The organism is Streptomyces endocoffeicus (assembly GCF_016741935.1).
Taxonomy (GTDB): domain Bacteria; phylum Actinomycetota; class Actinomycetes; order Streptomycetales; family Streptomycetaceae; genus Streptomyces; species Streptomyces endocoffeicus.
On sequence record NZ_JAERRG010000022.1, the window covers coordinates 37284 to 62469 of the forward strand.

17 protein-coding genes and 1 pseudogene are annotated in these 25186 nt (G+C 73.1%); 1 reads left to right on the forward strand and 17 read right to left on the reverse strand.

Annotated elements, in window-relative coordinates:
* Positions 1 to 88 precede the first annotated feature (88 nt).
* From JK364_RS38645 to bldG, 10 genes are all read right to left on the reverse strand, one after another.
* Positions 89 to 1633: an alpha/beta hydrolase gene (locus JK364_RS38645; RefSeq protein ID WP_201856088.1), complete on the reverse strand. Its 1545-nt coding sequence runs from the start codon at positions 1631 to 1633 to the stop codon at positions 89 to 91.
* A gap of 178 nt (positions 1634 to 1811) precedes the next feature.
* Complete coding sequence (locus JK364_RS38650) at positions 1812 to 3038, reverse strand: DNA polymerase III subunit delta' (RefSeq protein ID WP_201856089.1); 1227 nt, start codon at positions 3036 to 3038, stop codon at positions 1812 to 1814.
* Between the two features lie 246 nt (positions 3039 to 3284).
* Entirely contained in the window at positions 3285 to 6629 is a 3345-nt protein-coding gene (gene tmk, locus JK364_RS38655; RefSeq protein WP_201856090.1) for a dTMP kinase, read from the reverse strand.
* A gap of 121 nt (positions 6630 to 6750) precedes the next feature.
* Positions 6751 to 9648: a type I DNA topoisomerase gene (gene topA, locus JK364_RS38660; RefSeq protein ID WP_201856091.1), complete on the reverse strand. Its 2898-nt coding sequence runs from the start codon at positions 9646 to 9648 to the stop codon at positions 6751 to 6753.
* A gap of 209 nt (positions 9649 to 9857) precedes the next feature.
* Entirely contained in the window at positions 9858 to 10055 is a 198-nt protein-coding gene (locus JK364_RS38665; RefSeq protein WP_201856092.1) for a hypothetical protein, read from the reverse strand.
* A 219-nt stretch (positions 10056 to 10274) separates the two neighbouring features.
* On the reverse strand, positions 10275 to 11909 hold the full coding sequence (locus JK364_RS38670; RefSeq protein WP_230993164.1) for a DUF7059 domain-containing protein: 1635 nt from the start codon (positions 11907 to 11909) through the stop codon (positions 10275 to 10277).
* 152 nt (positions 11910 to 12061) lie between these two features.
* Positions 12062 to 12634: a small secreted protein gene (locus JK364_RS38675; RefSeq protein WP_244202836.1), complete on the reverse strand. Its 573-nt coding sequence runs from the start codon at positions 12632 to 12634 to the stop codon at positions 12062 to 12064.
* Between the two features lie 249 nt (positions 12635 to 12883).
* On the reverse strand, positions 12884 to 15322 hold the full coding sequence (locus tag JK364_RS38680; protein WP_201856094.1) for a sodium-translocating pyrophosphatase: 2439 nt from the start codon (positions 15320 to 15322) through the stop codon (positions 12884 to 12886).
* A gap of 727 nt (positions 15323 to 16049) precedes the next feature.
* Complete coding sequence (locus tag JK364_RS38685; RefSeq protein ID WP_020870239.1) at positions 16050 to 16478, reverse strand: ATP-binding protein; 429 nt, start codon at positions 16476 to 16478, stop codon at positions 16050 to 16052.
* Between the two features lie 92 nt (positions 16479 to 16570).
* Positions 16571 to 16912, reverse strand: coding sequence for an anti-sigma factor antagonist BldG (gene bldG, locus JK364_RS38690; RefSeq protein WP_014061729.1), 342 nt, complete (start codon positions 16910 to 16912; stop codon positions 16571 to 16573).
* 54 nt (positions 16913 to 16966) lie between these two features.
* Between bldG and sftH the strand changes: the two genes are divergently transcribed.
* On the forward strand, positions 16967 to 19423 hold the full coding sequence (gene sftH / locus JK364_RS38695; protein ID WP_201856095.1) for a DEAD/DEAH box helicase: 2457 nt from the start codon (positions 16967 to 16969) through the stop codon (positions 19421 to 19423).
* Between the two features lie 111 nt (positions 19424 to 19534).
* Here the strand turns inward: sftH and JK364_RS38700 are convergent.
* From JK364_RS38700 to ssd, 7 genes and pseudogenes are all read right to left on the reverse strand, one after another.
* Positions 19535 to 19861 (reverse strand): annotated as a pseudogene (locus tag JK364_RS38700) (Rv3654c family TadE-like protein); the annotation flags it as partial.
* Complete coding sequence (locus JK364_RS38705; protein ID WP_201856096.1) at positions 19858 to 20334, reverse strand: TadE family type IV pilus minor pilin; 477 nt, start codon at positions 20332 to 20334, stop codon at positions 19858 to 19860. The gene JK364_RS38705 and the pseudogene JK364_RS38700, both read right to left, overlap by 4 nt.
* Positions 20335 to 20464: 130 nt before the next feature.
* Entirely contained in the window at positions 20465 to 20662 is a 198-nt protein-coding gene (locus JK364_RS38710) for a DUF4244 domain-containing protein (RefSeq protein WP_201856097.1), read from the reverse strand.
* A 201-nt stretch (positions 20663 to 20863) separates the two neighbouring features.
* Positions 20864 to 21682, reverse strand: coding sequence for a type II secretion system F family protein (locus tag JK364_RS38715; RefSeq protein ID WP_201856098.1), 819 nt, complete (start codon positions 21680 to 21682; stop codon positions 20864 to 20866).
* Positions 21679 to 22641, reverse strand: coding sequence for a type II secretion system F family protein (locus JK364_RS38720; RefSeq protein WP_201856099.1), 963 nt, complete (start codon positions 22639 to 22641; stop codon positions 21679 to 21681). Before JK364_RS38720 ends, JK364_RS38715 begins: the two co-directional genes overlap by 4 nt.
* Positions 22638 to 23804, reverse strand: a complete 1167-nt coding sequence (locus tag JK364_RS38725; RefSeq protein WP_201856100.1) for a TadA family conjugal transfer-associated ATPase — start codon at positions 23802 to 23804, stop codon at positions 22638 to 22640. Before JK364_RS38725 ends, JK364_RS38720 begins: the two co-directional genes overlap by 4 nt.
* Positions 23801 to 24910: a septum site-determining protein Ssd gene (ssd, locus tag JK364_RS38730; RefSeq protein ID WP_201856101.1), complete on the reverse strand. Its 1110-nt coding sequence runs from the start codon at positions 24908 to 24910 to the stop codon at positions 23801 to 23803. Before ssd ends, JK364_RS38725 begins: the two co-directional genes overlap by 4 nt.
* Positions 24911 to 25186 lie beyond the last annotated feature (276 nt).

Sequence of the window (25186 nt, forward strand, 5' to 3'; positions counted from 1 at the left end):
ATTGGCAGCAGCAGCGCCGCCAAGTCTACACAGTTTCGAGGGGTGCTCCGTACGGGGCCGGGTGGGGCCTGGGCTGGGGCGGGGCTGGTCAGCGGCAGCGGGTGTGGGGGGCCGGTGGGCGGCCGGTGAGGAGGTAGGTGTTGATCGCGTTGTCGATGCAGCCGCTGCCGCGGCCGTAGGCCGTATGGCCGTCGCCGTCGTAGGTGAGGAGGGTGGCGGAGGAGAGCTGGGTGGCGAGGGCGCGGGCCCAGGGGTAGGGGGTGGCCGGGTCGCGGGTGGTGCCGACGACGACGATGGGGGCGGCGCCCCTGGCGTGCAGGGCATGGGCTGTACCGGTCGGGCGGACGGGCCAGTAGGCGCAGTTCAGGGCCGCCCAGGCGAGGGCCTTGCCGAAGACGGGGGATGCCTTCTGGAAGTCGGGGATGGACTTCCTGACCTCGGCAGGGGTGCGGAAGGCCGGTGGGAGGTCGAGGCAGTTGACGGCGGGGTTGGCGTACATGAGGTTGGCGTACGAACCGTCGGTGTCGCGCTCGTAGTAGAGGTCGGCCAGGTTGAGCAGACCGCCGCCGTGGCCGCCCATCGCGGAGCGGAGGGCGGTGCGCAGCTGGGGCCAGGCCGTCTCGTCGTACATGGCGGAGATCACGCCGATCGTCGCGAGGGGCTCGCCCAGGGCTCGGGACTCGCCGGTGCGGGCCGGGTGGGAGTCGAGGCGGGCGAAGAAGGCGCCGAGCCGGTCGCGGGCGGCGGCCACGGAGCCGGTGCCGAGGGGGCAGCCGGTGCGGCGCACGCAGTCCTTGGCGAAGGCGGTGAAGGCGGTTTCGAAACCGGCGGTCTGGTCGCGGTTGATGCGCCGGGAGGACAGCGTCGGGTCGAGCGCGCCGTCGAGGACGAGACGGCCGACGCGGTGGGGGTAGAGGTCGGCGTAGGTCGCGCCGAGGAAGGTGCCGTAGGAGGCGCCGACGTAATGCAGCTTCCGGTCGCCCAGCGCGGCGCGCAGCACATCCATGTCGCGGGCCGCCTCGACCGTCGAGACATGGCCGAGGATCCGGCCGGAGCGGGTCGCGCAGCCGCGGGCGAACTTCTTGTAGGCGGCGACGAGGCGGTCGGTCTCACCGCGGCCGTCGGGCGTCTGGTCGGTCTGGGTGAAGGTGTCCATCTGCTTGTCGCTCAGACAGGTGACGGGCTCGCTCTCGGCCACGCCGCGCGGGTCCATCGCCACCATGTCGTAGCGGGCGCGCACCCGGGCCGGGTAGCCCACGGCCGCGAAGCTCTGCAGATAGCCGACCGCGGAGCCGCCGGGGCCGCCGGGGTTCACCAGCAGCGAGCCGAGGCGGCGGCCGGTGCCGGTGGCCTTCTTACGGGAGACCGCGAGCCTCAGGTCCCGGCCGGTGCCGGGTCTCGCGTAGTCGAGCGGGGCCTTGAGCGTGGCGCATTCGAAGTCCGCGCCGCCGCAGGGGCGCCAGTTCAGCGTCTGCTCGTAGTACGGCTTGAGGGCGGCGGGGACGGCCCTCTTCGACAGCGACGCGGCGCGCGGCGCGGAGGCGTCGGCCGAGCAGCCGGAGGACAGCAGGGCGGCGGCCGTAAGGGCGGCGCCGAGGGGCCGGAGCGGGCGGCTGCTGTGTCGGGTGTGCATGGACTGATCCCTCGGTTCGCGGTCGAGTCGCGGGATCGCGCCGGCCGGATCACATGGATCACCCTGTACTGGTTCCACCCTGTACTGGTTCCTATGGGATAGGACCGGTTCGCCCCCTTACGGAGAGTATCCATCCGGACACGCTCCATGCGTCCGGCGACGAACCCGTACGGGTGACTCAGCCCGCCCGCAGCGCCATGGTCATCGCCTCGACCGCCAGCAGCGGCGCCACATTGCGGTCCAGCGCCTGACGACAGGCCGTGATCGCCTCTATCCGGCGCAGCGTCCGCTCGGGCTTCGAACCCGACGCGAGCCGCTCCAGCGCGTCCCGTACGTCGGTGTTGGCGAGCGCGACCTGGGAGCCGAGCTGGAGGGCCAGCACATCCCGGTAGAAGGCGGTCAGATCGGTGAGCGCGAGGTCGAGGCTGTCCCGCTGGGTGCGGGTGGCTCGGCGCTTCTGGCGGTCCTGGAGGTCCTTCATGGCCCCCGCCGTACCGCGCGGCAGCCGCCCGCCCGTACCGGCGGCGGCGCCCAATGCCGCGCGCAGCTCCTCGGTCTCCTTGGCGTCGACCTCCTCCGCCACCTGCTTGGCGTCCTCGGCCGCCGCGTCGACCAGCTCCTGGGCCGCCTTGAGGCAGCCGCCCACGTCGTCGACGCGCAGCGGGAGCTTCAGGACGGCGGCACGGCGGGCGCGGGCCCGCTCATCGGTCGCCAGACGGCGGGCGCGGCCGATATGCCCCTGGGTGGCGCGGGCGGCGGAGGCGGCGACCTCGGGGTCGATGCCGTCGCGCCGGACGAGGATGTCCGCCACGGCGTCCACCGGGGGCGTACGGAGGGTGAGGAGGCGGCAGCGGGAGCGGATCGTGGGCAGCACATCCTCCAGCGAGGGCGCGCACAGCAGCCATACGGTGCGCGGCGCGGGCTCCTCGACGGCCTTGAGGAGCACATTGCCCGCGCCCTCGGTAAGGCGGTCGGCGTCCTCCATGACGATCACCTGCCACCGGCCCCCGGCAGGCGAGAGCTGGGCCCGGCGGACAAGCTCACGGGTCTCCTTGACGCCGATGGTGAGCATGTCCGTACGGACCACCTCCACATCGGCGTGGGTGCCGACCAGGGCGGTGTGACAGCCGTCGCAGAAGCCGCAGCCGGGGATGCCGCCGAGCGCCCGGTCCGGGCTGACGCACTGCAGCGCGGCGGCGAAGGCGCGGGCGACGGTGGCCCGGCCCGAGCCGGGCGGGCCGGTGAACAGCCAGGCGTGGGTCATCTTGGACGACGCCACGGGCTCCCCTACGGGGCCGCCGCCCGCCTCACTGGCCGCCGTGACCAGGGCGTCCGCGTCCCGCGCGGCAGCCGACAGCTGGGCCGCCACTCGGTCCTGCCCGACCAGGTCGTCCCACACCGCCATGGCTGCCTCCGCCGCTCGTCCCTACGGCACCCCATTGTGGTCCACCCCACCGACACCCGGACGCGCCACCCACCGCTGACGCCGCCCGGCCACCCACCGCTGACGCCGCCCGGCCGGCCACCGCTGACGCCGCCCGGCCGGCCTCCGGTGGCCGCCGCCCGGCCGGCGGGCCTCCGGCGGTCACCCGCCATCGTCGCCCGTCCAACAGCCGGGCGCGGCCATCCGCAGCGGCGCCCGGCCGTACCGTCAGCGGCGGCGGCCGTCCTCGTCATCGCGGGGGCCGAGCAGTTCGTCGGCCAGGGACGGGAGGTCGTCCAGGGGGGTCTCCTCGGCCCACTCGGGGCGGCGGCGCCGGCGCGGCGGTTCCGCCTCGCCCTGCGGCTGGCCCTGGCCCTGCCCGTACTGCGGCATCTCGCGCGTGCGCTCGTTCCCCTGGTCGTGTTCCTGCCCCTGGCCCTGGCCCTCGTCCGGGCGGAACAGCCACGGCGGGACCCGGTCCGCCGGATCGGCGGAGCGCTCGTCCCGTACAGGCGGCAGGACGGCCGTCTCGTCGGCCGCGTTCGTGCGCGGCTCGGCGGGCGGCTGGGGCAGGACGGTCGTCTCCTCGGCGTCCGGGCCGCCCCGGCGCTCCGGGCCGTCCTGAGGCCGTACGGGCGGCAGCACAGCGGTCTCGTCGGCGTCCGGGCCGTTCTGCGGCGGCACGGGCGGCGTGGGAGGCGTGGGAGGCACGGGGGGCAGCACCGCGGTCTCATCGGCCGCCGACCCGGTGCCGGGGCGGCCGGACTCGCCGCCGTGCCCCGCCCGTGGGTCGAACCTCGGCGTCTGGACCGTCTCCGTCGTGTCCGGGTGCGGGTTCGGGTGCGGGTGCGGGTGCGGATGCGGGTGCGGATGCGGGTCGTCCGCGCCGGAACCCGCCGCGCCCCGGGCGCCGCCGGTGCCCCGGGGGCCGTCCTCGTCCTCGGGCGGCGGGGCCGGGGCCTCGGTCTCCACGGTCGGCGCGTCCGCCCCGGAGGACGCCGCGTCGGCCGCCAGCCGTGCCTGCTCCGCCCGCAGCAGCGCCTCCTCGGCCTTGCGCTGCTCCTCCTGGCGGCGTGCCTCGGCCTCGGCCCTGCGCAGCGCGTCCGCCTCCGCCTGGAGGCGGCGCCGCTCCTCCTCGGCGGCGCGGGCGCGGTCCTCGGCCTCGATGCGCTTGCGGTCCTCCTCGGCCCTGCGGCGCGCGTCCTCGGCCCGCTGACGGGCCGCCTCCGCCTGCCGCTCGGCCTCGCGCTGGCGGGCCTCCTCCAGCTCGCGCCGCTTGCGCTCCTCCTCCTCGGCACGGGCCTTGGCGAGCGCCTCCTGCCGCTCGCGCTCCAGCCGCTCCTCCTCGGCCTTGCGGGCGGCCTCTTCCTCGGCCCGGCGACGGGCCTCCTCCTCGGCGGCCTTACGGGCCTCCTCCTGGGCCTTCACCTCCGCCTCGGACAGCGGCAGCATCTGGTCCAGGCGGTGGCGCACCACGGAGGTGACCGCCTCCGGCAGCTGCCCGGCGTCGACGACGATGTAGCGGGCCGGGTCGGCGGCGGCGAGGGCCAGGAATCCGGCCCGTACGCGCTGGTGGAACTCGGCGGGCTCGGACTCCAGCCGGTCCGGGGCCTCGGTGAAGCGTTCGCGCGCGGTCTCCGGCGAGACGTCCAGCAGCACCGTCAGATGCGGCACCAGGCCGTTCGTCGCCCAGCGCGAGATGCGGGCGATCTCGGTCGCGGCGAGGTCGCGCCCCGCGCCCTGGTAGGCGACGGACGAGTCGATGTAGCGGTCGGAGATGACGACCGCGCCGCGCTCCAGAGCGGGGCGGACGACGGTGTCGACGTGCTCGGCGCGGTCCGCCGCGTACAGCAGCGCCTCGGCGCGGTGCGAGATCCCGGCGGACGAGACGTCGAGCAGGATCGAGCGCAGCCGCTTGCCGATCGCGGTCGCGCCCGGCTCACGGGTCACCACGACCTCGTGCCCCTTGGCCCTGATCCACTCGGCCAGCGCCTCCACCTGCGTGGACTTGCCCGAGCCATCGCCACCCTCGACGGCGATGAAGAAGCCGGTGGCGGCCGGTCCCTCGTCCGCGCCGCCCCTGCCGAGCAGCGCCTCGCGCAGATCGCGCCGCAGCGGCACGCCCTGCCGGTCGTCGGTCCGGCCGAGGACCAGCGCGGCGACGGGCAGCAGCAGCGCGCCCACCAGCATCAGGGTGAAGGCCGCGCCGCCGTGGGCGAAGACGAAGTCACCGCTGCCGAGCCGGTGCGGTCCGATGACGGCGGCGAGCAGCGGTGCGGCGACCGCGCCGAGCCCGACGCCGACGCGGACGACGGCCTGCACGTGCTCGGTCATCCGGGGCCGGCGGGTCTCCTCGGACTCCTGGTCCAGCAGGGAGTGGCCGGTGTGGGCGGCGACACCCGCCGACACGCCCGCGATCAGGGCGATCAGCACAACGGTGGTGGTGTCGTGCACCAGGCCCACCGTGAGCAGCGCGAGCCCGGTCAGCGCGACCGACAGCGCCAGCAGCCGGCGCCGCGACAGACCCGGGAGGACCTTGGGGGCCCAGCGGATGCCCATCGCCGGACCGCCGGTCAGGACGAGGACGAGCAGGGCGAAGCCGACCGGCCCGCCGCCGAGGTCCATGGCCTGCAGCGGGGCGACGCCCACGGCCGCGGCGATCGCGCCCGCCACCCCGGCGCAGGCGAGCACCAGCAGCGGAACGGCTCCGGTGCGGCCCTTGTCGGCGCCGCTCCCGGAGGCGGCGCGGGGGCGGCGCAGCCCCTCCAGGGGGGAGCGGGTGCGGCTGGTCTGCGCGCCGGGCAGTTCGACGAAGGTGAGGATCGAGATCGACGCGGCGAAGAGCCCGGCGCCGACGTACGAGCCGAGGGCGGCCTGGTGGGTGTGGAACCACTCCACGCCGGTGCCCAGCAGCCTGCCGATGAGCGTGACGACGAGCAGCACGGCGGCCGCGATCGGCAGCGTCAGGAAGTTCGTACGGAGCGAGAGCCGGCGCAGCGCGTCCAGGTGGTCGGGCAGCGGCCGCACGGCGGCGCCCTCGGCGGGCGGCGCCGGGAGCAGCGAGGGGGCCGCGCCGTCCTTGGCCACGGTCCAGAAGCGCTCCACGACGCCGACGACGAAGGTGGTGATGAGCAGCCAGGCGACGGCGTCGGCCGGGGCCCAGTCGATCCACAGCGGCGCGATGAGGAGCAGCACCAGCCGCAGACCGTCCGCGCCGACCATGGTCCAGCGGCGGTCCAGCGGACCGGAGGGGCCGATCAGCGCGGCGAGCGGCCCGAGGAGCACCGCGCCGAACAGCACGGTCGCGAAGAGCCGTACGCCGAGCACCACCGCCACCGCGAAGGCCGCGCCGCGATACCCGCCGCCGAAGGAGTCGGCCGCCACCGACGCCTGGAGCGTCAGCAGCACCAGCACCAGCACGGCGAGCACGTCCCCGGCACCGCCGACGAGTTGAGCGCTCCACAGCCGTCGCAGCGGCTGATAGCGCAGCAGGGCTCGTACGGCCCGCTCGCGGGAGTCCGCGGCAAGGGCACCGGAAGTGGCGGTCACGTCCGTTGGCTGCTCTCGCGTCATCCCGCCAGCCTATCCGGATCACAAGAATCCTCGGCCCCCCGGCCGAACAAACGGGCGGTGAGCCGTGGATGGCGTGCGGATTGCTCCGCCTTCCTCCGCTTTCCCGCCCGCCGTCGGCCGGCTATTCGGCGTTGGCCGACGACCTCTCGGCCGCCGTCTTCTTGGCGGCGGTCTTCGCGGTCGTCTTCTTGGCGGCCGTCTTCTTCGCGGTCGTCTTCGTCGCCGCGGTCTTCTTGGCGGCCGTCTTCTTCGCCGTCGTCTTCTTGGCCGCGGGCTTCTTCGCCGCCGTCTTCTTGGCGGTCTTCTTGGCCGGGCCCTTGGCGCGCTTCTCGGCGAGCAGCTCGAAGCCGCGCTCGGGCGTGATGGTCTCCACGTCGTCGTCGCGGCGCAGCGTCGCGTTGGTCTCGCCGTCCGTGACGTACGGGCCGAAGCGGCCGTCCTTGACCACCACGGGACGCTCGCTGACCGGGTCGGTGCCCAGCTCCTTCAGCGGCGGCTTGGCCGCGGCCCGGCCACGCTGCTTGGGCTGGGCGTAGATCGCCAGCGCCTGCTCGAGCGTGATGGTGAAGAGCTGCTCCTCGGTCTCGAGCGACCGCGAGTCCGTGCCCTTCTTCAGGTACGGGCCGTAGCGGCCGTTCTGCGCGGTGATCTCCACGCCCTCGGGGTCGGTGCCGACCACGCGCGGCAGCGACATCAGCTTGAGCGCGTCCTCCAGCGTCACCGTGTCCAGGGACATCGACTTCAGCAGGGAGGCCGTGCGCGGCTTGATGGCGTTCTTACCGCTCTTGGGGGTGTCCTCGGGGAGCACCTCGGTGACGTACGGGCCGTAGCGGCCGTCCTTGGCGACGATCATGCGACCGGTCTCGGGGTCGGGACCCAGCTCGAACTCACCGCTCGGCTTGGCGAGCAGCTCGTCCGCGAGCTCCACGGTCAGCTCGTCCGGCGGCAGGTCGTCGGGGACGTCGGCGCGGCGGCCGGTGCCGCCCTCGACCTCCGTCGGGCGCTCGACGTACGGCCCGTAGCGGCCGACCCGCAGCACGATGCCGTCACCCACGGGGAAGGACGAGATCTCCCGGGCGTCGATCGCGCCCAGGTCGGTGACCAGCTCCTTGAGGCCGCCGAGGTGGTCGCCGTCGCCGTTCCCGGCCTCGGCGGCGCCGGCCTGGGCGCCCTCGCCGAAGTAGAAGCGCTTCAGCCACGGCACGGCCTCGGCCTCGCCGCGCGCGATGCGGTCGAGGTCGTCCTCCATCTTGGCGGTGAAGTCGTAGTCGACCAGCCGGCCGAAGTGCTTCTCCAGCAGGTTGACCACGGCGAAGCTCAGGAAGGAGGGCACGAGCGCGGTGCCCTTCTTGAAGACGTAGCCGCGGTCGAGGATGGTGCCCAGGATCGTGGCGTAGGTCGACGGACGGCCGATCTCGCGCTCTTCCAGCTCCTTGACCAGCGACGCCTCGGTGTAGCGGGCCGGGGGCTTGGTCGCGTGGCCGTCGGCGGTGATCTCCTCGGCGGTGAGCCGGTCGCCCTCGGTGACCTGCGGCAGCCGGCGCTCGCGGTCGTCGAGCTCGGCGTTCGGGTCGTCGGCGCCCTCCACATAGGCCTTCATGAAGCCGTGGAAGGTGATCGTCTTACCGGAGGCGGAGAACTCGGCGTCCCGGCCGTCGCTCGCCTGCCCGCCGATCTTGACGGTGACCGAGTTGCCGACCGCGTCCTTCATCTGGGACGCGACGGTCCGCTTCCAGATCAGCTCATAGAGCCGGAACTGGTCGCCACTGAGGCCGGTCTCCGCCGGGGTGCGGAAACGGTCTCCCGAGGGGCGGATGGCCTCGTGCGCCTCCTGGGCGTTCTTGACCTTGCCCGCGTAGGTGCGCGGCTTGTCGGGCAGGTAGTCGGCCCCGTACAGCTGGGTGACCTGCGCCCGGGCCGCCGCCACCGCCGTGTCCGACAGGACGGTGGAGTCCGTACGCATATAGGTGATGTAGCCGTTTTCGTACAGCTTCTGCGCGACCTGCATGGTGGCCTTGGCGCCGAAGCCCAGCTTGCGGCTGGCCTCCTGCTGCAGGGTCGTGGTGCGGAACGGCGCGTACGGCGAGCGGCGGTACGGCTTGGACTCGACCGAGCGCACCGTGAAGGCGGTGCCGACGAGGGCCGTGGCCAGCGAGCGGGCGCCCGCCTCGTCCAGGTGCAGGACGTTGAGCCCGCCCTCCCGTCGCCCACCACCGCCCTCAATCGAGGCTTCGCGCTGTCCATTCTTGAGCTGCCCGAGCGAGGTGAAATCGCGCCCCTGGGCGACCCGGAGGCCGTCGACGGCCGTAAGGCGGGCACCGAAGGTGCCGGGGTCGCTGACGTCACCGGCCCGGCCGGTGGCGAAGGTGCCGGTGAGGTCCCAGTACTCGGCGGAGCGGAAGGCGATGCGATCGCGCTCGCGCTCGACGACGAGACGGGTGGCGACCGACTGGACCCGGCCCGCGGACAGGCCGCGCATGACCTTCTTCCACAGGACCGGCGAGACCTCGTAGCCGTAGAGGCGGTCGAGGATGCGGCGGGTCTCCTGGGCGTCGACCAGGCGCTGGTTCAGCTCGCGCGGGTTGGCCACGGCGGCCCGGATGGCGTCCTTGGTGATCTCGTGGAAGACCATCCGGCGCACCGGGACCTTGGGCTTGAGGACCTCCTGGAGGTGCCAGGCGATGGCCTCGCCCTCGCGGTCCTCATCGGTGGCCAGGAAGAGCTCGTCGGAGTCGGCGAGCAGCTCCTTGAGCTTCTTGACCTGGCTCTTCTTATCAGCGTTGACCACGTAGACGGGCTGGAAGTCGTGCTCGACGTCCACGCCGAGGCGCCGGACCTCGCCGGTGTACTTGTCGGGGACCTCGGCCGCACCGTTCGGCAGGTCCCGGATGTGCCCGACGCTGGCCTCGACCACGTATCCCGGGCCGAGGTAGCCCTTGATCGTCTTCGCCTTGGCAGGCGACTCCACGATGACGAGTCGGCGGCCGCCCTGTGCGGTCTCGCTGGTGGTCGGGGACAACTTGGCTCTTCTCTCCGGTCGACTCTCGGTGAACGGGCAGTGCCGTGCGGGTAACGCTCACGGCCTCCCTCTGCGGTGACGCTGCGGAGTGTGACGGTACATCCCGCCCCCGTGTCAAACGGAAAAAGCCCGCAACGCCACTCGAACGGTAACCCGACAACCGTCCTGTCTGCCGCCCGGACCGGCACGAGGCAGCGTGGAAGGCCCTGTCAGGCGTAACCCAGGCACCAGATTCCGCCGCCGAGCGCGGCGACGCCGAAGAGAAGGGAGAGCGCCGCGGAAGCGACAGGACTCACACCGTGCGCGACGGGCGCACGCAGCCTCAGGCGCGCCACCGTCCACAGCAGCAGCGCGGCGCCGAACAACACGAATGCCGTTCCGGCGAAGATCGCAGGTCCGCTCTCCATGGCGGGAGCGTGGCACGCCCGGGAGGCGTGAGCGCGAACCCCGGGTGAACGGCGCGCGTCACCTTGCCAGGCCCCGTCCGCACCCGCCCCGGGGCGGCCCCTTCGGCGCCCCCGCGACAGCTTCCTGCCATACGGGGGCGCGGGGTGAAGCGCTGTACCACCGGCGCACGCCCCCAGCACACGCGCGGCGCACTTCTCGTCGTGGCGTCCCCTGTGCCGTCATGACATCCCTATGCCGTCGTCGCCCACCGCTTGCAGAAAGCCCTGCTCGACCAGGAGCCGGATCGACTCCGGGGTGCGGTCGCGCAGCACCACCGGGTCCTCCCCGAGCAGCTGGGCGATGGCGTCGAGGATCCGGCCCGCGCTCAGTGTGCCGTCGCACACACCCGCGAAGCCCGCCCCGACCGTGTCCACCTTCGTCGCGCGCCGCATCCCCCGGTGCTGCCTGAGCACCACATGCTCGGGATCCTCGGCCCCGGGCGGGCCCACCTGCTCCTGGACGACCTCGTCGGCCAGCCGGAAGTGGGCGGTCAGCAGCGCCGCGTCGTCATGCGTGCGCAGGAAGTCCTGCCGGTCGAAGTGGGCCATGACCTCGGCCCCCAGCGGCTGCTCGACCGGATGGGGCCACTCCTCCACGGTCACCGAGGGCCGGTCGGCGCCGGACTTGCGCAGGGTGATCCAGCCGAAGCCGACGGCCGTGGTCTTGCGCGCCTCGAACTCGTCCAGCCACGCGTCGTAGCGCGCCGCGTACGCCTCGGGACCGGCCCGGTGCTCACCGGCGTCGCGCAGCCACAGCTCGGCGTACTGCGTGACGTCCTGCACCTCGCGCTGCACGATCCACGCGTCACAGCCGGGCGGAACCCAGGAGGCCAGCCGCTCGCGCCAGTCCTCCCCCTCGACGTGCTGCCAGTTCGCCAGCAGCTGACACCAGCCGCCGTCGGCGAGGTGCCCGGCGGACCGCTGGACGAGGGTGCGGCACAGATCGTCCCCGGACATCCCGCCCTCCCGGTAGACCAGCTCGCTGCCCTCCGGGGAGCGCGGGGAGATCACAAAGGGCGGGTTGGAGACGATCAGGTCGTACGTCTCGTCCCGGACGGGCTCGAACAGCGACCCCTCCCGCAGATCCGGCTCCGGCGCCCCGGACAGGGCGAGGGTCAGCCGGGCGATGGCCAGGGCGCGCGGATTGCGGTCCGTGGCGGTCACGCGGGAGGCGTGGCGGCCCGCGTGCAGCGCCTGGATGCCGGAACCGGTGCCGAGGTCGAGGACCCGGTCCACGGGCGCGGGGACGGTGAGACCGGCGAGCGTGGTGGACGCGCCGCCGACCCCGAGGACGAGCCGGGAGCGGTCCGCACGGCCACGCGCGCCGCCCGGGCCGCCGATCCCTGCCGCGCCGCCGACGGCGCAGCCCAGGTCGGAGACGATCCACCAGTCCTGGCCCTCGGGCCCGCCGTAAGGCCGCACGTCCACGCTCGCGCGCACCTCGTCGCCGTCGCGCACCAGCCAGCCGTCGGCAAGGCAGTCCTCGGCGGGGAGGGCCGCGGCCGCCCGCCCGTACGCCACGGGGCGCTGCAGCAGGAAGAGCCGCACCAGAGTCTCCAGCGGGCCGCTGCCGCCCCGGGTGGCGCGCAGCGCCGGGACGGTCTCCCCGCGCGCCAGGGCCGTGTAGGCGGACGGGCCGAACAGGTCCAGCAGACCGTCGGCGGTGAAGGAGGCGGCCGACAGCGCCTCGCGCAGCCGGGCGGTGCGCTCGGGGTCGGCGGTGGGAAGGCGGAACGAGGACTCGTGCGTACTCACGCCCCCATTGTCACGGCAACCACCGACAGCGGGCGACGGCAATCGGCATCGGGACGACATCGCCCGCGCCGACCGGGGTGACGGGCCGACAAAGGGCGCTCCAGAGGGCGCCGTTGGCCCCCTGGCGGCAGATCTCCCGGGCGGTCCCCGTAAGGGGACCACGGGGACCGCCCGGCGGGACTACGAGGGCTGCGAGAGCCGGCGAGGGCCGGCTAGGACTGCGTCGTGGCGCCGCCGGCCGTCTTCGGCTTCTGGCAGCCGGGCTGCTTGGCCATCGCCGAGCCGACCTTGCCCTCCTGGAGCTTCTGCAGGGCCTGGTCACCCGACTTGCTGAGCTTGTCGAGCTCATCGGCGACGCCCGCGAGCCCCTGGGCGAACTTGGACTTGTCCGAGGTGTCCAGCTTGTCGATGGCCGACTTCAGCTTCGTGTACGACCCCGAGGTGGCGTTGAGCTCCTTGACCGCCTGCTTCTGGGTCTTGTCGCCGCTGTCCACGGGCGGCGGGCCCGCCTTGTTCACGGCCTTGGCGAGTGCCCCGTAGGACTCGGAGATCTCCTGGAACGCCTTGGAGTCGGTCTGCTGCAGCTTCTTGGAGTCCTGCTCGTCGGCGGCACCCTGGATCGCGGTATTGGCGCCCTGGATCTTCTTCAGCTGAGGCTGCACCTCGTCACAGACCGACTTGGCCCAGTCGTTGACCTTCTTGTCGTCGTCGCCGCCCCCGCAGCCGGTCAGCGCCAGTACGAGTGCCGCACCGCCGGACAGTGCAGCCACAAGCTTCTTGTTCACCGGATTGGTCCCTTCCATGGCTCTCGGCCCCGGAACATACACGTCCATCCGGCCAAGCCCACCGGGAGAGCGTCCCGTATGAATATCTTTAGGGGTATTTGCACCACGCTCATTGTGGACATGGCCTCATCGAGCGGATGGCACACGGCGGACAGGGAGTGGACAGGGAACGGGCGGACGATGTGCCGTCGCACACCGCCCGCCCGCATGTCGCGGGGGCTTTCCCGGCCCCCTCAGCCCCTTCCGGGGTCAGGACACCACCGCCGCGTCGGCTGACTTCGCCACGCGCTCGGAGTTGTCTTCGTCACCTACGGCGATTCCGCGCCGCTTGGAGATGTAGACGGCGGTCACGATGATCACGACGGCGATCACCGCGACGGCCGCGCGCAGCCCCGGGCTGGCGTTGTCCCCGTAGGAGAACTTGACCACCGCGGGGGCGATCAGCAGTGCCACCAGGTTCATCACCTTCAGCAGCGGGTTGATCGCGGGACCGGCGGTGTCCTTGAAGGGATCGCCGACCGTGTCGCCGATCACCGTCGCGGCATGGGCCTCGCTCCCCTTGCCGCCGTGGTGACCGTCCTCGACCAGCTTCTTGGCGTTGTCCCAGGCGCCGCCGGAGTTGGCGAGGAAGACAGCCATCAGCGTGCCGGTGCCGATCGCGCCCGCCAGGAACGAGCCGAGCGCGCCGACCCCGAAGGTGAAGCCGACGGCGATCGGCGCCATGACGGCGAGCAGACCCGGTGTGGCCAGCTCGCGCAGCGCGTCCTTGGTGCAGATGTCGACGACCCGGCCGTACTCCGGCTTCTCGGTGTAGTTCATGATCCCGGGCTTCTCGCGGAACTGCCGCCGCACCTCGAAGACCACCGCACCGGCCGACCGCGACACCGCGTTGATCGCCAGCCCGGAGAAGAGGAAGACGACGGCGGCGCCGAGGACGAGGCCCACGAGGTTGTTGGGCTGCGAGATGTCCAGGTTCAGATTCATCTCCCCGGCCACGGAGGTGTGCACATCGCTCACCGCCTGGGCGATGGCGTCGCGGTACGAGCCGAAGAGCGCGGCCGCGGCGAGCACCGCCGTCGCGATGGCGATGCCCTTGGTGATCGCCTTGGTGGTGTTGCCGACCGCGTCCAGGTCGGTGAGCACCTGCGCACCCGCGCCCTCGACATCGCCGGACATCTCGGCGATGCCCTGGGCGTTGTCGGAGACCGGGCCGAAGGTGTCCATGGCGACGATCACACCGACCGTGGTGAGCAGACCGGTACCGGCGAGCGCCACGGCGAACAGCGCCAGCATGATCGAACTGCCGCCGAGCAGGAACGCGCCGTAGACACTCAGCCCGATCAGCACCGCCGAGTAGACGGCGGACTCCAGACCCAGCGAGATACCGGAGAGCACCACCGTGGCCGGGCCGGTCAGCGAGGTCTTGCCGACGTCCCGCACCGGACGCCGGGTGGTCTCGGTGAAGTAGCCCGTGAGCTGCTGGATGAGCGCGGCCAGCACGATGCCGACGGCGACCGCGACGAGCGCGAGCACCCGCGGGTCACCGCTGTGGCCGAGGATCTCCCGGCTGGTGACGCCGTCGAGGTCCGCGTAGCTGGACGGCAGATAGGCGAAGACCGCGATCGCCACCAGCGCCATCGAGATCAGGGCGGAGATGAAGAAGCCCCGGTTGATGGCACTCATCCCGCTGCGGTCGGAGCGGCGCGGGGCCACGGCGAAGATCCCGATCATGGCGGTGACCACGCCGATGGCCGGGACGAGCAGCGGGAAGGCCAGCCCGGAGTCGCCGAAGGCCGTCTTGCCGAGGATCAGCGCGGCCACCAGGGTGACGGCGTACGACTCGAAGAGGTCGGCCGCCATACCGGCGCAGTCCCCGACGTTGTCGCCAACGTTGTCCGCGATGGTCGCGGCGTTGCGCGGGTCGTCCTCGGGAATGCCCTTCTCGACCTTGCCGACGAGGTCGGCGCCGACATCGGCGGCCTTGGTGAAGATGCCACCGCCGACCCTCATGAACATCGCGATCAGCGCGGCGCCGAGCCCAAAGCCCTCCAGCACCTTGGGCGCGTCGGCCGCGTAGACCAGCACCACGCAGGAGGCGCCCAGCAGTCCGAGGCCGACGGTGAACATGCCCACCACACCGCCGGTACGAAATGCGATCTTCATTGCCTTGTGCGAGACGGCCGTGAGATCCACGCTCGGCTTACCGGGCGAGGAAGCGGCCGAATCGCCATTGACGGGGGTGGTGGGGGGCTCGGGGGTGGCCTCACGGGCGGCGGCCGCGACGCGCACATTGCTGCGCACCGCGAGCCACATCCCGATATAGCCGGTCGCCGCCGAGAATGACGCACCGATCAGAAAGAACACCGAACGCCCGATGCGCTGCGGCCAGTCGTCCGCCGGCAACAGCATGAGCAGGAAGAACACCACCACGGCGAATCCACCGAGGGTGCGGAGCTGCCGGGCCAGATAGGCATTGGCGCCTTCCTGAACGGCTTCGGCGATCTTCTTCATACTGTCCGTGCCCTCGCCGGCCGCGAGGACTTGTCGTACCAGCACCACCGCGACCGCGAGCGCCGCGATCGCGACGGCGGCGATCACCAGCACGATCACACGGTTGTCGTCGGTCAGCTCTGCGGCGGCCAGGGTTGGGGTGAGGTCCAGCTGATGAGGGGTGAGAGGCCCCGCCATTCGTCCTCCTTGACGTTTGGCACATGGGCGCGCAGCAGTTCTGCGACCGCAGAAGAGCCGCCGCGCTCAGGCGTCCTGAGCTCGAGATGTGGACGGATTGTAGGGAGCGTCACACGATCAAAACAGGGCGCCGGAATGGGAATTCCCCCGCACCAGCGAAGATCAATAGGTTTGGCGGTACGAATTCCTTCGGAAGAAGGAAGGTCGACAATTCGGTGACGGATGTAAAGTGATCTCCATAAATGATCTATATAGGTGATCTCAATGGCGATCTTGCGGCGGTTGCGCCGCACTGATAAAAGCGCTGTTCAGAGCGTACGCCCGAGATCGAAAATGCGCGCGCCGAGAGATGCGCCGTGGGGTGCGCCCGGGGTGCGCCGGGACGATGCCACCGAGCGGGCGCGGGCACGCCGACAGCCGGACCGGCGATCTTGAAACGGCCGGTCCGGTGGTCCGGAAGATCGGGCGAGGGATGGCGGGCAGATGCCCATCGAGGGGCCCGATTCGGCGGCCAGGCGCAAGTTCAGGCCCGCGCCGGGCCCCGGGAGCGAGGCAAGCGGCCCGGCCCACCGGGGGCAGGGCTCAACCCGGCGAGGGCAGGACTCGAGCTGGCGAGGGCACGACTCGACCCGCTGAGGGCAGGGCTCGACCCGCTGAGAGCACGACTCGACCCGGTACGGGCGGAACCCGAACCGGTGGGCCAGGCCGCCAAAGGCCTTGGCTTGGGCTAGGACACCAGAGGCTGAGGCGAGGTCGGCCAGCTCATCCGGATCACTCCACCGGTCTCGCTGGTCGTCACCTCGACATCGTCGACGAGCCCGCTGATGACGGCGAGACCCATCTCGTCCTCACCCTCGGCCTCGTCGTCCGCCTCCGGGTGGGAGCCGGGCGCCAGGGCGGCCGAGGTCGGGGATTCGTCACCGACCTCGATGGAGAACTTCTTCTCCTCCTCGGTCAGGATCACCCGCACCGGCGCCTCCACCCCATTGCTCAGGTGGAGCCCGACCGCACGTGTGCAAGCCTCGCCGACCGCGAGCCGCACCTCGTCGAGCACGGCCTCATCCACCCCCGCCCGGCGCGCCACGGCCGCCGCGACAAGACGAGCGGTCCTGACGTGCTCGGGCAGCGCGCTGAAGCGGAGTTCGACGGTGGCCATGCCATCCCCCTCGGGCGTATGGGCGTGCGTATGGGGAGGGCCGGGCGAGCGCCGCCCGGAACCCCCTTCTGTGTCTTCCTTCGGCGATCTTGTCAGTCGGTCGCCGCGACAGCGTCCTCGACCGAGGTGTGAATCGGGAACACCTTGGTCAGGCCGGTGATGCGGAAGATCTTCAGAATGCGCTCCTGGTTGCAGACCAGGCGCAGCGAGCCCTCGTGGGCCCGCACTCGCTTGAGCCCGCCGACGAGCACGCCGAGTCCGGTGGAGTCGAGAAAGTCGACGCCCTCCATGTCGACGACCAGGTGGTAGTTGCCGTCGTTGACAAGCTCGACCAGCTGCTCGCGCAGCTTGGGCGCGGTGTATACATCAATCTCGCCACCGACCTCGACGACCGTGCGGTCGTCGACGGTCCGAGTCGACAGGGACAGGTCCACGGATCCTCCAGCACCTTGCATCGAGCGGTCGCCCCCCATGGATCGGCAGCCGCGATGGCATTCAATCACTTACCAGCAGGCGTGCACGACGCCTTGAGACCATTGTCCGTCAGACCAGTGACACACTCGGTGTCGATGGCCGACAACCAAATCCCGCGGCAGGCGGGCATACGCCCCTCACCCCGGGCCGTCCTCGGTCGGCTGAGCACCGGGGCGAGCCGGAGCACGCGCATCACTCATACGGAGCACTTGCCCCCACGCCCGGGAACCCATGCCGACTGGCCCTCGGCGATCCGGCCAGAGGTGATCAACGCCATTCGCGCGGTCGGCATCGAGCGCCCCTGGGCCCACCAGGCCCGCACGGCCGAACACGCGCTGCGCGGCGAATCCGTGGTCGTGGCCACCGGAACCGCCTCCGGCAAGTCCCTCGCCTATCTGGCCCCCGTCCTCAGCACCCTGCTGGACGGCTCGGAGGAGCCCAACGGCCGGGGGGCGACCGCCCTGTACCTCTCCCCCACCAAGGCGCTGGCAGCCGACCAGCGGCGCTCGGTGGCCGGCCTCACCGCCCCGCTGGGCTCCGGCATCCGGGCGGCGGTCTACGACGGCGACACGCCGGTCGAGGAGCGCGAGTGGGTCCGGCAGTACGCGAACTACGTCCTCACCAACCCCGACATGCTCCACCGGGGCATCCTGCCCGGCCATCCCAGATGGTCCTCCTTCCTGCGCGCCCTGCGCTATGTGGTGATCGACGAGTGCCACACCTACCGGGGCGTCTTCGGCTCCCATGTGGCCCAGGTGATGCGCAGGCTGCGCCGCGTCTGCGCCCGCTACGGCTCCTCGCCCGTGTTCCTGCTCGCCTCGGCCACCGCCTCCGATCCGGCGGTCGCCGCGGGCCGGCTGACCGGCGTGCCCGTGGCGGAGATCACCGAGGACGGCTCGCCCCGCGGCGAGGTCGTCTTCGCCCTCTGGGAGCCGCCGCTGACCGAACTCCACGGCGAGCAGGGCGCCCCGGTGCGGCGCACGGCCACGGCCGAGTCGGCGGACCTGCTCACCGACCTGGCCGTCCAGGGCGTCCGTACGGTCACCTTCGTACGCTCCCGGCGGGGCGCGGAGCTCATCGCGCTCATCGCCCAGGAGCGGCTCGCGGAGGTGGACCGCTCGCTGCCGGACCGGATCGCCGCCTATCGCGGCGGCTATCTCCCCGAGGAGCGCCGCGCCCTGGAGAAGGCCCTGCACTCCGGTGAGCTGCTGGGGCTCGCCGCGACCACCGCCCTGGAGCTGGGGATGGACATCGCCGGGCTGGACGCCGTGGTCGTGGCGGGCTATCCCGGCACCCGCGCCTCCCTGTGGCAGCAGGCGGGGCGGGCGGGGCGCACCGGCGAAGGGGCCCTCGCGATCCTGGTCGCCCGGGACGACCCGCTGGACACCTATCTCGTCCACCACCCGGACGCCCTCTTCCGGCAGCCGGTGGAGTCCACCGTCCTGGACCCGGACAACCCTTACGTCCTCGCGCCGCACCTGTGCGCGGCCGCGGCCGAGCTTCCGCTCACCGAGCCCGACCTGGAGCTCTTCGGGCCCGCCACCGAGGAGCTGATGCCGCAGCTGGAGCAGCGCAAGCTGCTGCGCCGCCGGGCGAAGGCCTGGCACTGGACCCGCCGTGAGCGCGCCGCCGACCTCACCGACATCCGCGGGGCGGGCGGCAGCCCGGTCCAGGTCGTGGAGGCGGCCACCGGGCGGCTGCTGGGCACCGTGGAAGCCGCGGCGGCCCACACCACCGTCCATGAGGGCGCCGTCCACCTCCACCAGGGCCGGAGCTATCTCGTCAAACAGCTCGACCTCGACGACTCGGTCGCCCTGGTGGAGGAGGCCACTCCGCCCTACTCGACCACGGCCCGCGACACCACGGCGATCTCCATCCTGGAGACCACCACCGAGATCCCCTGGGGGGACGCGCGGCTGTGCTTCGGTTCGGTCGAGGTCACCAACCAGGTGGTCTCCTTCCTGCGCCGCAAGCTGATCACCGGTGAGGTACTCGGCGAGTCCAAGCTGGACCTTCCGCCGCGCACCCTGCGCACCCGGGCGGTGTGGTGGACGGTGACCGACGACCAGCTCGAGGAGGCCCGGGTACACCCCCAGGCCCTCGGCGGCGCCCTGCACGCCGCCGAGCACGCCTCGATCGGCATCCTGCCGCTCTTCGCCACCTGCGACCGCTGGGACATCGGCGGGGTGTCCATCCCGCTGCACCCCGACACGCTGCTGCCGACCGTCTTCGTCTACGACGGGCACCCGGGTGGCGCGGGCTTCGCCGAGCGCGCCTTCCACACGGCCGCCCGCTGGCTGGCGGCCACCCGCGAGGCCATCGCCGTCTGCGAGTGCGAGGCGGGATGCCCGTCCTGCATCCAGTCGCCCAAGTGCGGCAACGGCAATGACCCGCTGGACAAGAAGGCCGCCATCCGCCTGCTGACGACCCTGCTCGCCGGCGCCCCGGAGCAGCCGCCGACCACCGAGTGACCGCTCCCCGCCGCTCGGTGGGGACGGCGGTCCGGTGACGGGAGTGCCCGCGGGCCCCGCCCGTGCCCGGACGCGGAGGGCGAACGGGCCGGTGCGCACCTCCGCCGTGAGATCCGCGATCTCACCGCTCAGGGCGCATCGCACCACGCGCGCCCCCTGTGCGGAGGCCACCTGCCGGGCGAGACCGCATGCCGTACGCGCCCCCTCCAGGCCGTGGTCCGCCGCCGCGAGCGCCGCCAGATCGGCGGCGCCGCCCGCCCGATGGCGCGCCACCATGGCCTGCCCGGCCGCCAGTACGGCCGCGAACACCACGCACAGCGCCGTCGCGGCCAGCGCGGTCCAGACGGTGGCCGACCCCCGGTCGTCCGCCCTCACGTGACCGCCTCCCGGGCTCACGCGACCGCCTCCCAGACTCACGGGACCGCCTCCCGGGCTCACGGGACCGCCTCCCGGGCCGCACCGCCCGCGACGGCCGCGCCGACCCCACTCATCGCGCCGACCCTGCCCGTCGCGTCGCCCGCGTCCACCGCGCCGCCCGCGTCCACCGTGTCCTCGGCGAGCGCGGCGGCCTCGCCGCGCAGATTCACCGCCAGCAGACCGGGACCGGCGGCGTGGGCACGGACCCGCACCCGCACCAGGTCCCCCTCCCGCCACAGCTCGACCCGCGCTCCATCGGGCGCGGCCGAGCGGGCGGCCGCCATCGCGTCCGCCTTCGGCTCCGAACGCGCCGCCGCCCTCGCCCCGGCTCTGGCCGCGTCCACGCACTGAAGCTGCGCGGACGCGGCCATCAGCCCCCAGATCAGCATCAGGGCGAACAGCGCCAGCACCGGCAGCGCGACGGCCGCCTCCGCCGTTACGTAGCCGCCGTCCCGCGCAGGGCCCCGGGCCCCCGGAACGCCCGTCCTGGGCACGCTCCGGGCCTTCGGGACGCCGCAGCCCCTCCGGATGCCGCCGCGGGCCCTCCGGACGCCACTGGCCCTCCTGACGCCCCGCGCGCCGCTCCTGGCGCGCGAGCCCGTCCGCTCCCCCGTCCCCGGCTGCTCAGAACTGCGCATCGAGCGCCCGTTCGATGACCGACTGCAGCGCACCGCTGACGGCCCCGCTGGTCACCACCTTGTAGAGCACCGCGGCGAAACCGCACGCCGCGATCGTTCCCATCGCGTACTCGGCGGTGGTCATGCCCGCCTCGGCCTTCGCACGCGCCGCCGCGTACCGCCGTACCCACCACTGCTTCACCATGTCCGCCCCCTTGTCGTGTCCGCGGTGTCACCGACCGCGGTGTCGTCGTTCGCCGTGCTGTCGTCGTGCTGTCGTGCTGTCGTGCTGTGGTTCGTCGTGCTGTCGTGGTTCGCCGTGCTGTCCGTGGTGCGGCTGCCGTTTGTGCGGCTCTCGTTGGCGCCGCTGTCGTTCGCTGTGTTCTCGTCGTGGTCGCGCCCGTGCTCAGGGGCCGTCGCCCGCCAGGCCGCGGGCCAGCCCGATCATCACCGGGGCCAGACCGACCAGCAGGAACGCCGGGAGGAAGCAGCCCGCGAGCGGCGCGTTGACCAGCACACCGGTGCGGTCGGCCCGTCTCATCGCCTCCCGCCCCTGCTCGGCCCGGCATTCGGCCGCCAGCCGGGACACCGGCTCCACCGCCGGAGCGCCCGTTGTCCCGGCACGTTCCAGGGCGCGCGCCAGCCCCTGCGCTCCGGGCAGGGCGCCAATGCGCCCCCAGGCGTGGGCCGGTTCGCCGCCCAGTCGCAGCTCCGCCGCGGTCTGGGCAAGCCGCTCGCCGACCGGGCCGCCGAGCGAACCTCCGACCGCCTCCGCCGCCTTCCGCGGGCCCGCTCCGGCCGCCAGGCAGGCGGTCAGCAGATCGGCGGCCAGCGGGATCTGGCCCGCGGCGAGGGCCTCGAGGTGCCGGTCACGGCCGGACCGCCCAGCCGTGGCCCGGCGGTGCCGCTGCCACCGCCAGAGGCCGCCGGCCGCGGCGAGCCCCAGCACCCACCCCGGCGGCCCTCCGACGAGGACGACGGCGATCGTCAGCGCCCCGCCCGGCGCGGCCCAGGCGGGCAGAGCGCCCGCACCGGCCCCGGCGCGCCACCGCCGCCACGGCCGGGCCCGCCGCGGCTGCCCGTCCTCCACACCCGGAAGCAGCGCCGCCAGCCGTCGTCGGGCGCACCGCTCCCGGCGGGCCTCGGCCATCGCCATCGCCGTGCACAGGGCCGCCGCCAGGAAGGACAGCGAAATCCCCAGGCTGTGGACAACCTCGGCGCTCATTGGCCACCCCGGCGATCCGCTGGGCCTCGGCCGAGGTGCGGATCCCCTCGCCGCCGCCCCGGCTCACGCGCCGCCCGCACCATCCGGCCGGTCCAGACCAGGCCCGCCCACTCCAGCAGGCCGCCCAGCAGCAGACAGCTCAGCCCGGCCGGGGTGTGCAGCAGCACACCCAGCGGATCGGAGCCCATCAGGCCGCCCAGCACCAGCCCGACGATGGGCAGCACGGCCAGCCCGAGGGCGGTGGCCTTGGCACCCGCCAGCTTGGCGTCCAGACTCTCCCGCTGGTCCCGCTCGGCGCGCAGCGCCGCCGCCACCCGGTCGAGACCCGCCGCCAGGCCCGCCCCCTCGTCGACCGCCACCTGCCAGCAGGCCGCGACCCCGGTCAGCCCCTCGGCGCCCGGCAGCCGGGCGACCCTCCGCAGCGCGTCCGGCACATCCCCGCCGAACCGCGCCGCGGCCGTCACCAGCCCCCAACGCTCCCTCAGGTGGCCGGGGTCCACCGCCAACAGCGCCTCGCCGGGATGCCGCCCGGCCCGCAGCTCGCCCGCCACGGTGGCACAGAGCTGGATCACCCCGGCGGCGCGCCGCACACGGTCCCGCTCGCCCCGCCGGGACCGCAGCCGGCGGCCGACGACCGGAGTGGCCAGCACCGCCCCGAGCAGCGGCAGAACCGACGCGCCCAGCAGGGCGATCACACATCCGACCGGTAGACACAGCAGCTCACGCCCCATCCGACCGCCGTACTTCACCCGCCAGAGCTCCCGCAGCCAGGCGGCGGTCTCGGACAGCCGCCGCACCGGGTCGGCTCCCACGGGCTCGACGGGTCCGCCGCCGGCCAACAGCAGCCTGGCCCGGCGCAGCTCCCGGTCCCGCCCGAGGAGCAGCCATAAGGCCGCCCCCACGCACAGCGTCACGGCGCAGAGCGTCAGCGCCCCCGGGTCCGCTCCCGCGCCCGTCATGCCGCGCCTCCGCCCCGTGCGCACAGCCGCTGGAGCCGCTGCCAGCCCGCCGCCCGCTCGAAGCCCTCCGGGCCCCAGACGGCCGCGGGGACGGTAGTGACGAAGCCCGCCCGGTCCCGGTCCAGCACATGCAGCTCGGCGATCCTTCGCCGCCCGGCGCGGTCCCGCACCAGATGGACCACGACCGACAGCGCCGCCGCCAACTGGCTGTGCAGCGCGGCCCGGTCCAGACCGGCGGTCGAGCCGAGCGCCTCCAGCCGCGCGGGCACGTCGGCCGCCGTATTGGCGTGGACAGTGCCGCAGCCGCCCTCATGACCGGTGTTCAGGGCCCCCAGGAGGTCCGTGACCTCGGCGCCTCTCACCTCGCCGACCACCAGCCGGTCGGGGCGCATCCGCAGCGCCTGCCGCACCAGATCCCGCAGGGTGACCTGGCCCCGGCCCTCCTGGTTGGCGGGGCGGGTCTCCAGCCGGACCACATGTGGATGGTCGGGCCGCAGCTCGGCCGAGTCCTCGGCGAGGACGATCCGCTCCCGCGGGCCGACCAGCCCGAGCAGGGTGCTCAGCAGCGTTGTCTTGCCCGAGCCCGTGCCGCCGCTGATCAGGTAGGACAGCCGGGCGTCCAGCATGGACCGCAGCAGCCGCGCGCCGTCCGGCGGCACCGTCCCGGCCGCTTCCAGCTCCGCCAGGGAGAACGCCCGGGGGCGCACCACCCGCAGCGACAGACAGGTCGAGCCGACCGCGACCGGAGGGAGCACCGCATGCAGCCGGGTCCCGTCCGGCAGCCGGGCGTCCACCCACGGCCGGGCGTCGTCCAGCCGCCGCCCGGCCACCGCGGCGAGCCGCTGCGCGAGCCTGCGCACGGCGGCCGCTTCCACGAAGGTGACATCCGTGCGTTCCAGCCCCGAGCCGCGGTCCACCCACACCTCGTCGGGGGCGGTGACCAGGACATCCGTGACATCGGGGGAGGCCAGCAGCGGCTCCAGGAGCCCGGTGCCGACCAGCTCCGAGCGCAGCGCCTCCACGACCCCGAGCACCTCGGTGTCGCCGAGCAGCCGCCCTTCCTCGCGCAGGGCCGACGCCACCCGCGCGGGCGTGGGCTCCGCGCCGCTCCCGGCCAGCCGCAGCCGCACCGCGTCCAAGAGATCCGGCGATACGACGCTCATGCGGTGGCACCTCCCTCGTCGGCGAGAGCGCGCGCCCAGAACTCGGCGCAGAACCGGCCGAGCGGTCCACGGGGACTGCCGCCCGGGGGCTCCCCGCCCTCGAACGCGTCCGCCAGACCGGGCTCCGGTGGCAGCTGACCGGCCAGCGGCAGCCCGAGCAGCTCCGCGATCTCCTCGTCGCCCAACTCCGGCCCGCACGGGCCCCGCACCACCGCGCGCAGATCCCGCAGCACCATGCCCACCGTGGACGCCACCCGGTGGGCGGCCGCGACCGCTCGCAGCTCCGCCGGGACGACCAGCAGCCCGAGGTCGATCTGGGACAGCGCCTCGGCCGCCGCGTCGTCGACGCGGCGCGGCAGATCCACCACCACGACCCCGCCGCGCCGTCGGGCCGCGGCCAGCACCGCCCGCATCGCGGACGACGGGATGACGACCGAATCGCCGCGGTCCCAGCTGAGCACCCGCAGCGCGTGCAGCTCGGGCAGCGACTCCTCCAGGGCGCTTCCGGCGACCCGTCCGCGCGACTCGGCGAAGGCGGGCCATCTCAGCCCCTGCGCGCCCTCGCCGCCGAGCAGCACATCGAGCCCACCGCCCAGCGGATCGGCATCGATCAGCATGGTGCGCCGGCCGGAGCGGGCCGCGGTGACCGCCAGGGCGCAGGCGAGGGTGGAGGCGCCCGCGCCGCCACGGCCGCCGATGACCCCGACGGTCAGGGCCTGCCGACCCACGCCTTCGGCGACATCGGCGATCCGGTCCACCAGCCAGGTCTCGGCATCGGGCAGGAACGCCACATTGTCCGCGCCGAGCGCCACCGCCCGCCGCCAGATGCCGTGGTCGTCCAGATCGCGCCCGATGAGCAGCACCCCTTGTCTGCGGGCTCGGTCGGACAGCCGGGCTGCCGAGTCGTCGCCGACCAGAATCAGCGGTGCGGCCTCCCAGCTGCCCCGGCGGGTGAGCGCGCCATGCGCCACTTCCGGTTCCGCTCCGGCCGCCGCGCACAACCGCAGCAGATCGTCGAGAAGCGCCTCGTCCTCGGTGACGATGAGCGGTCTGCTTCGCTGTCCTTCGGTCGCCGAAGGGCGTTCCGGTGTGATGGATGCAGTCACGATCCCCTCCCATATCCGTTACGCGCTCTCACTCCCGCGAACAGCGAGTGCGAGCATCGCGGAGAATCACCGTGCTGCGATCCAGGAAATCTTGGGGATCTTGGTCCAAAACCGTGGACAACTCATCAGTTGTGAATATCCCAGTCACCTAAACCAGTGACTTCCGGAGAGCAGCCTAGCGATTACGTACGGTTACCACTCAAGCTGTGGAGAGGCGGGGCCACACGGGCCCGAGGGAGGGGAGCAAGATCTCATGAGAACGCCGAAAATGCGTCC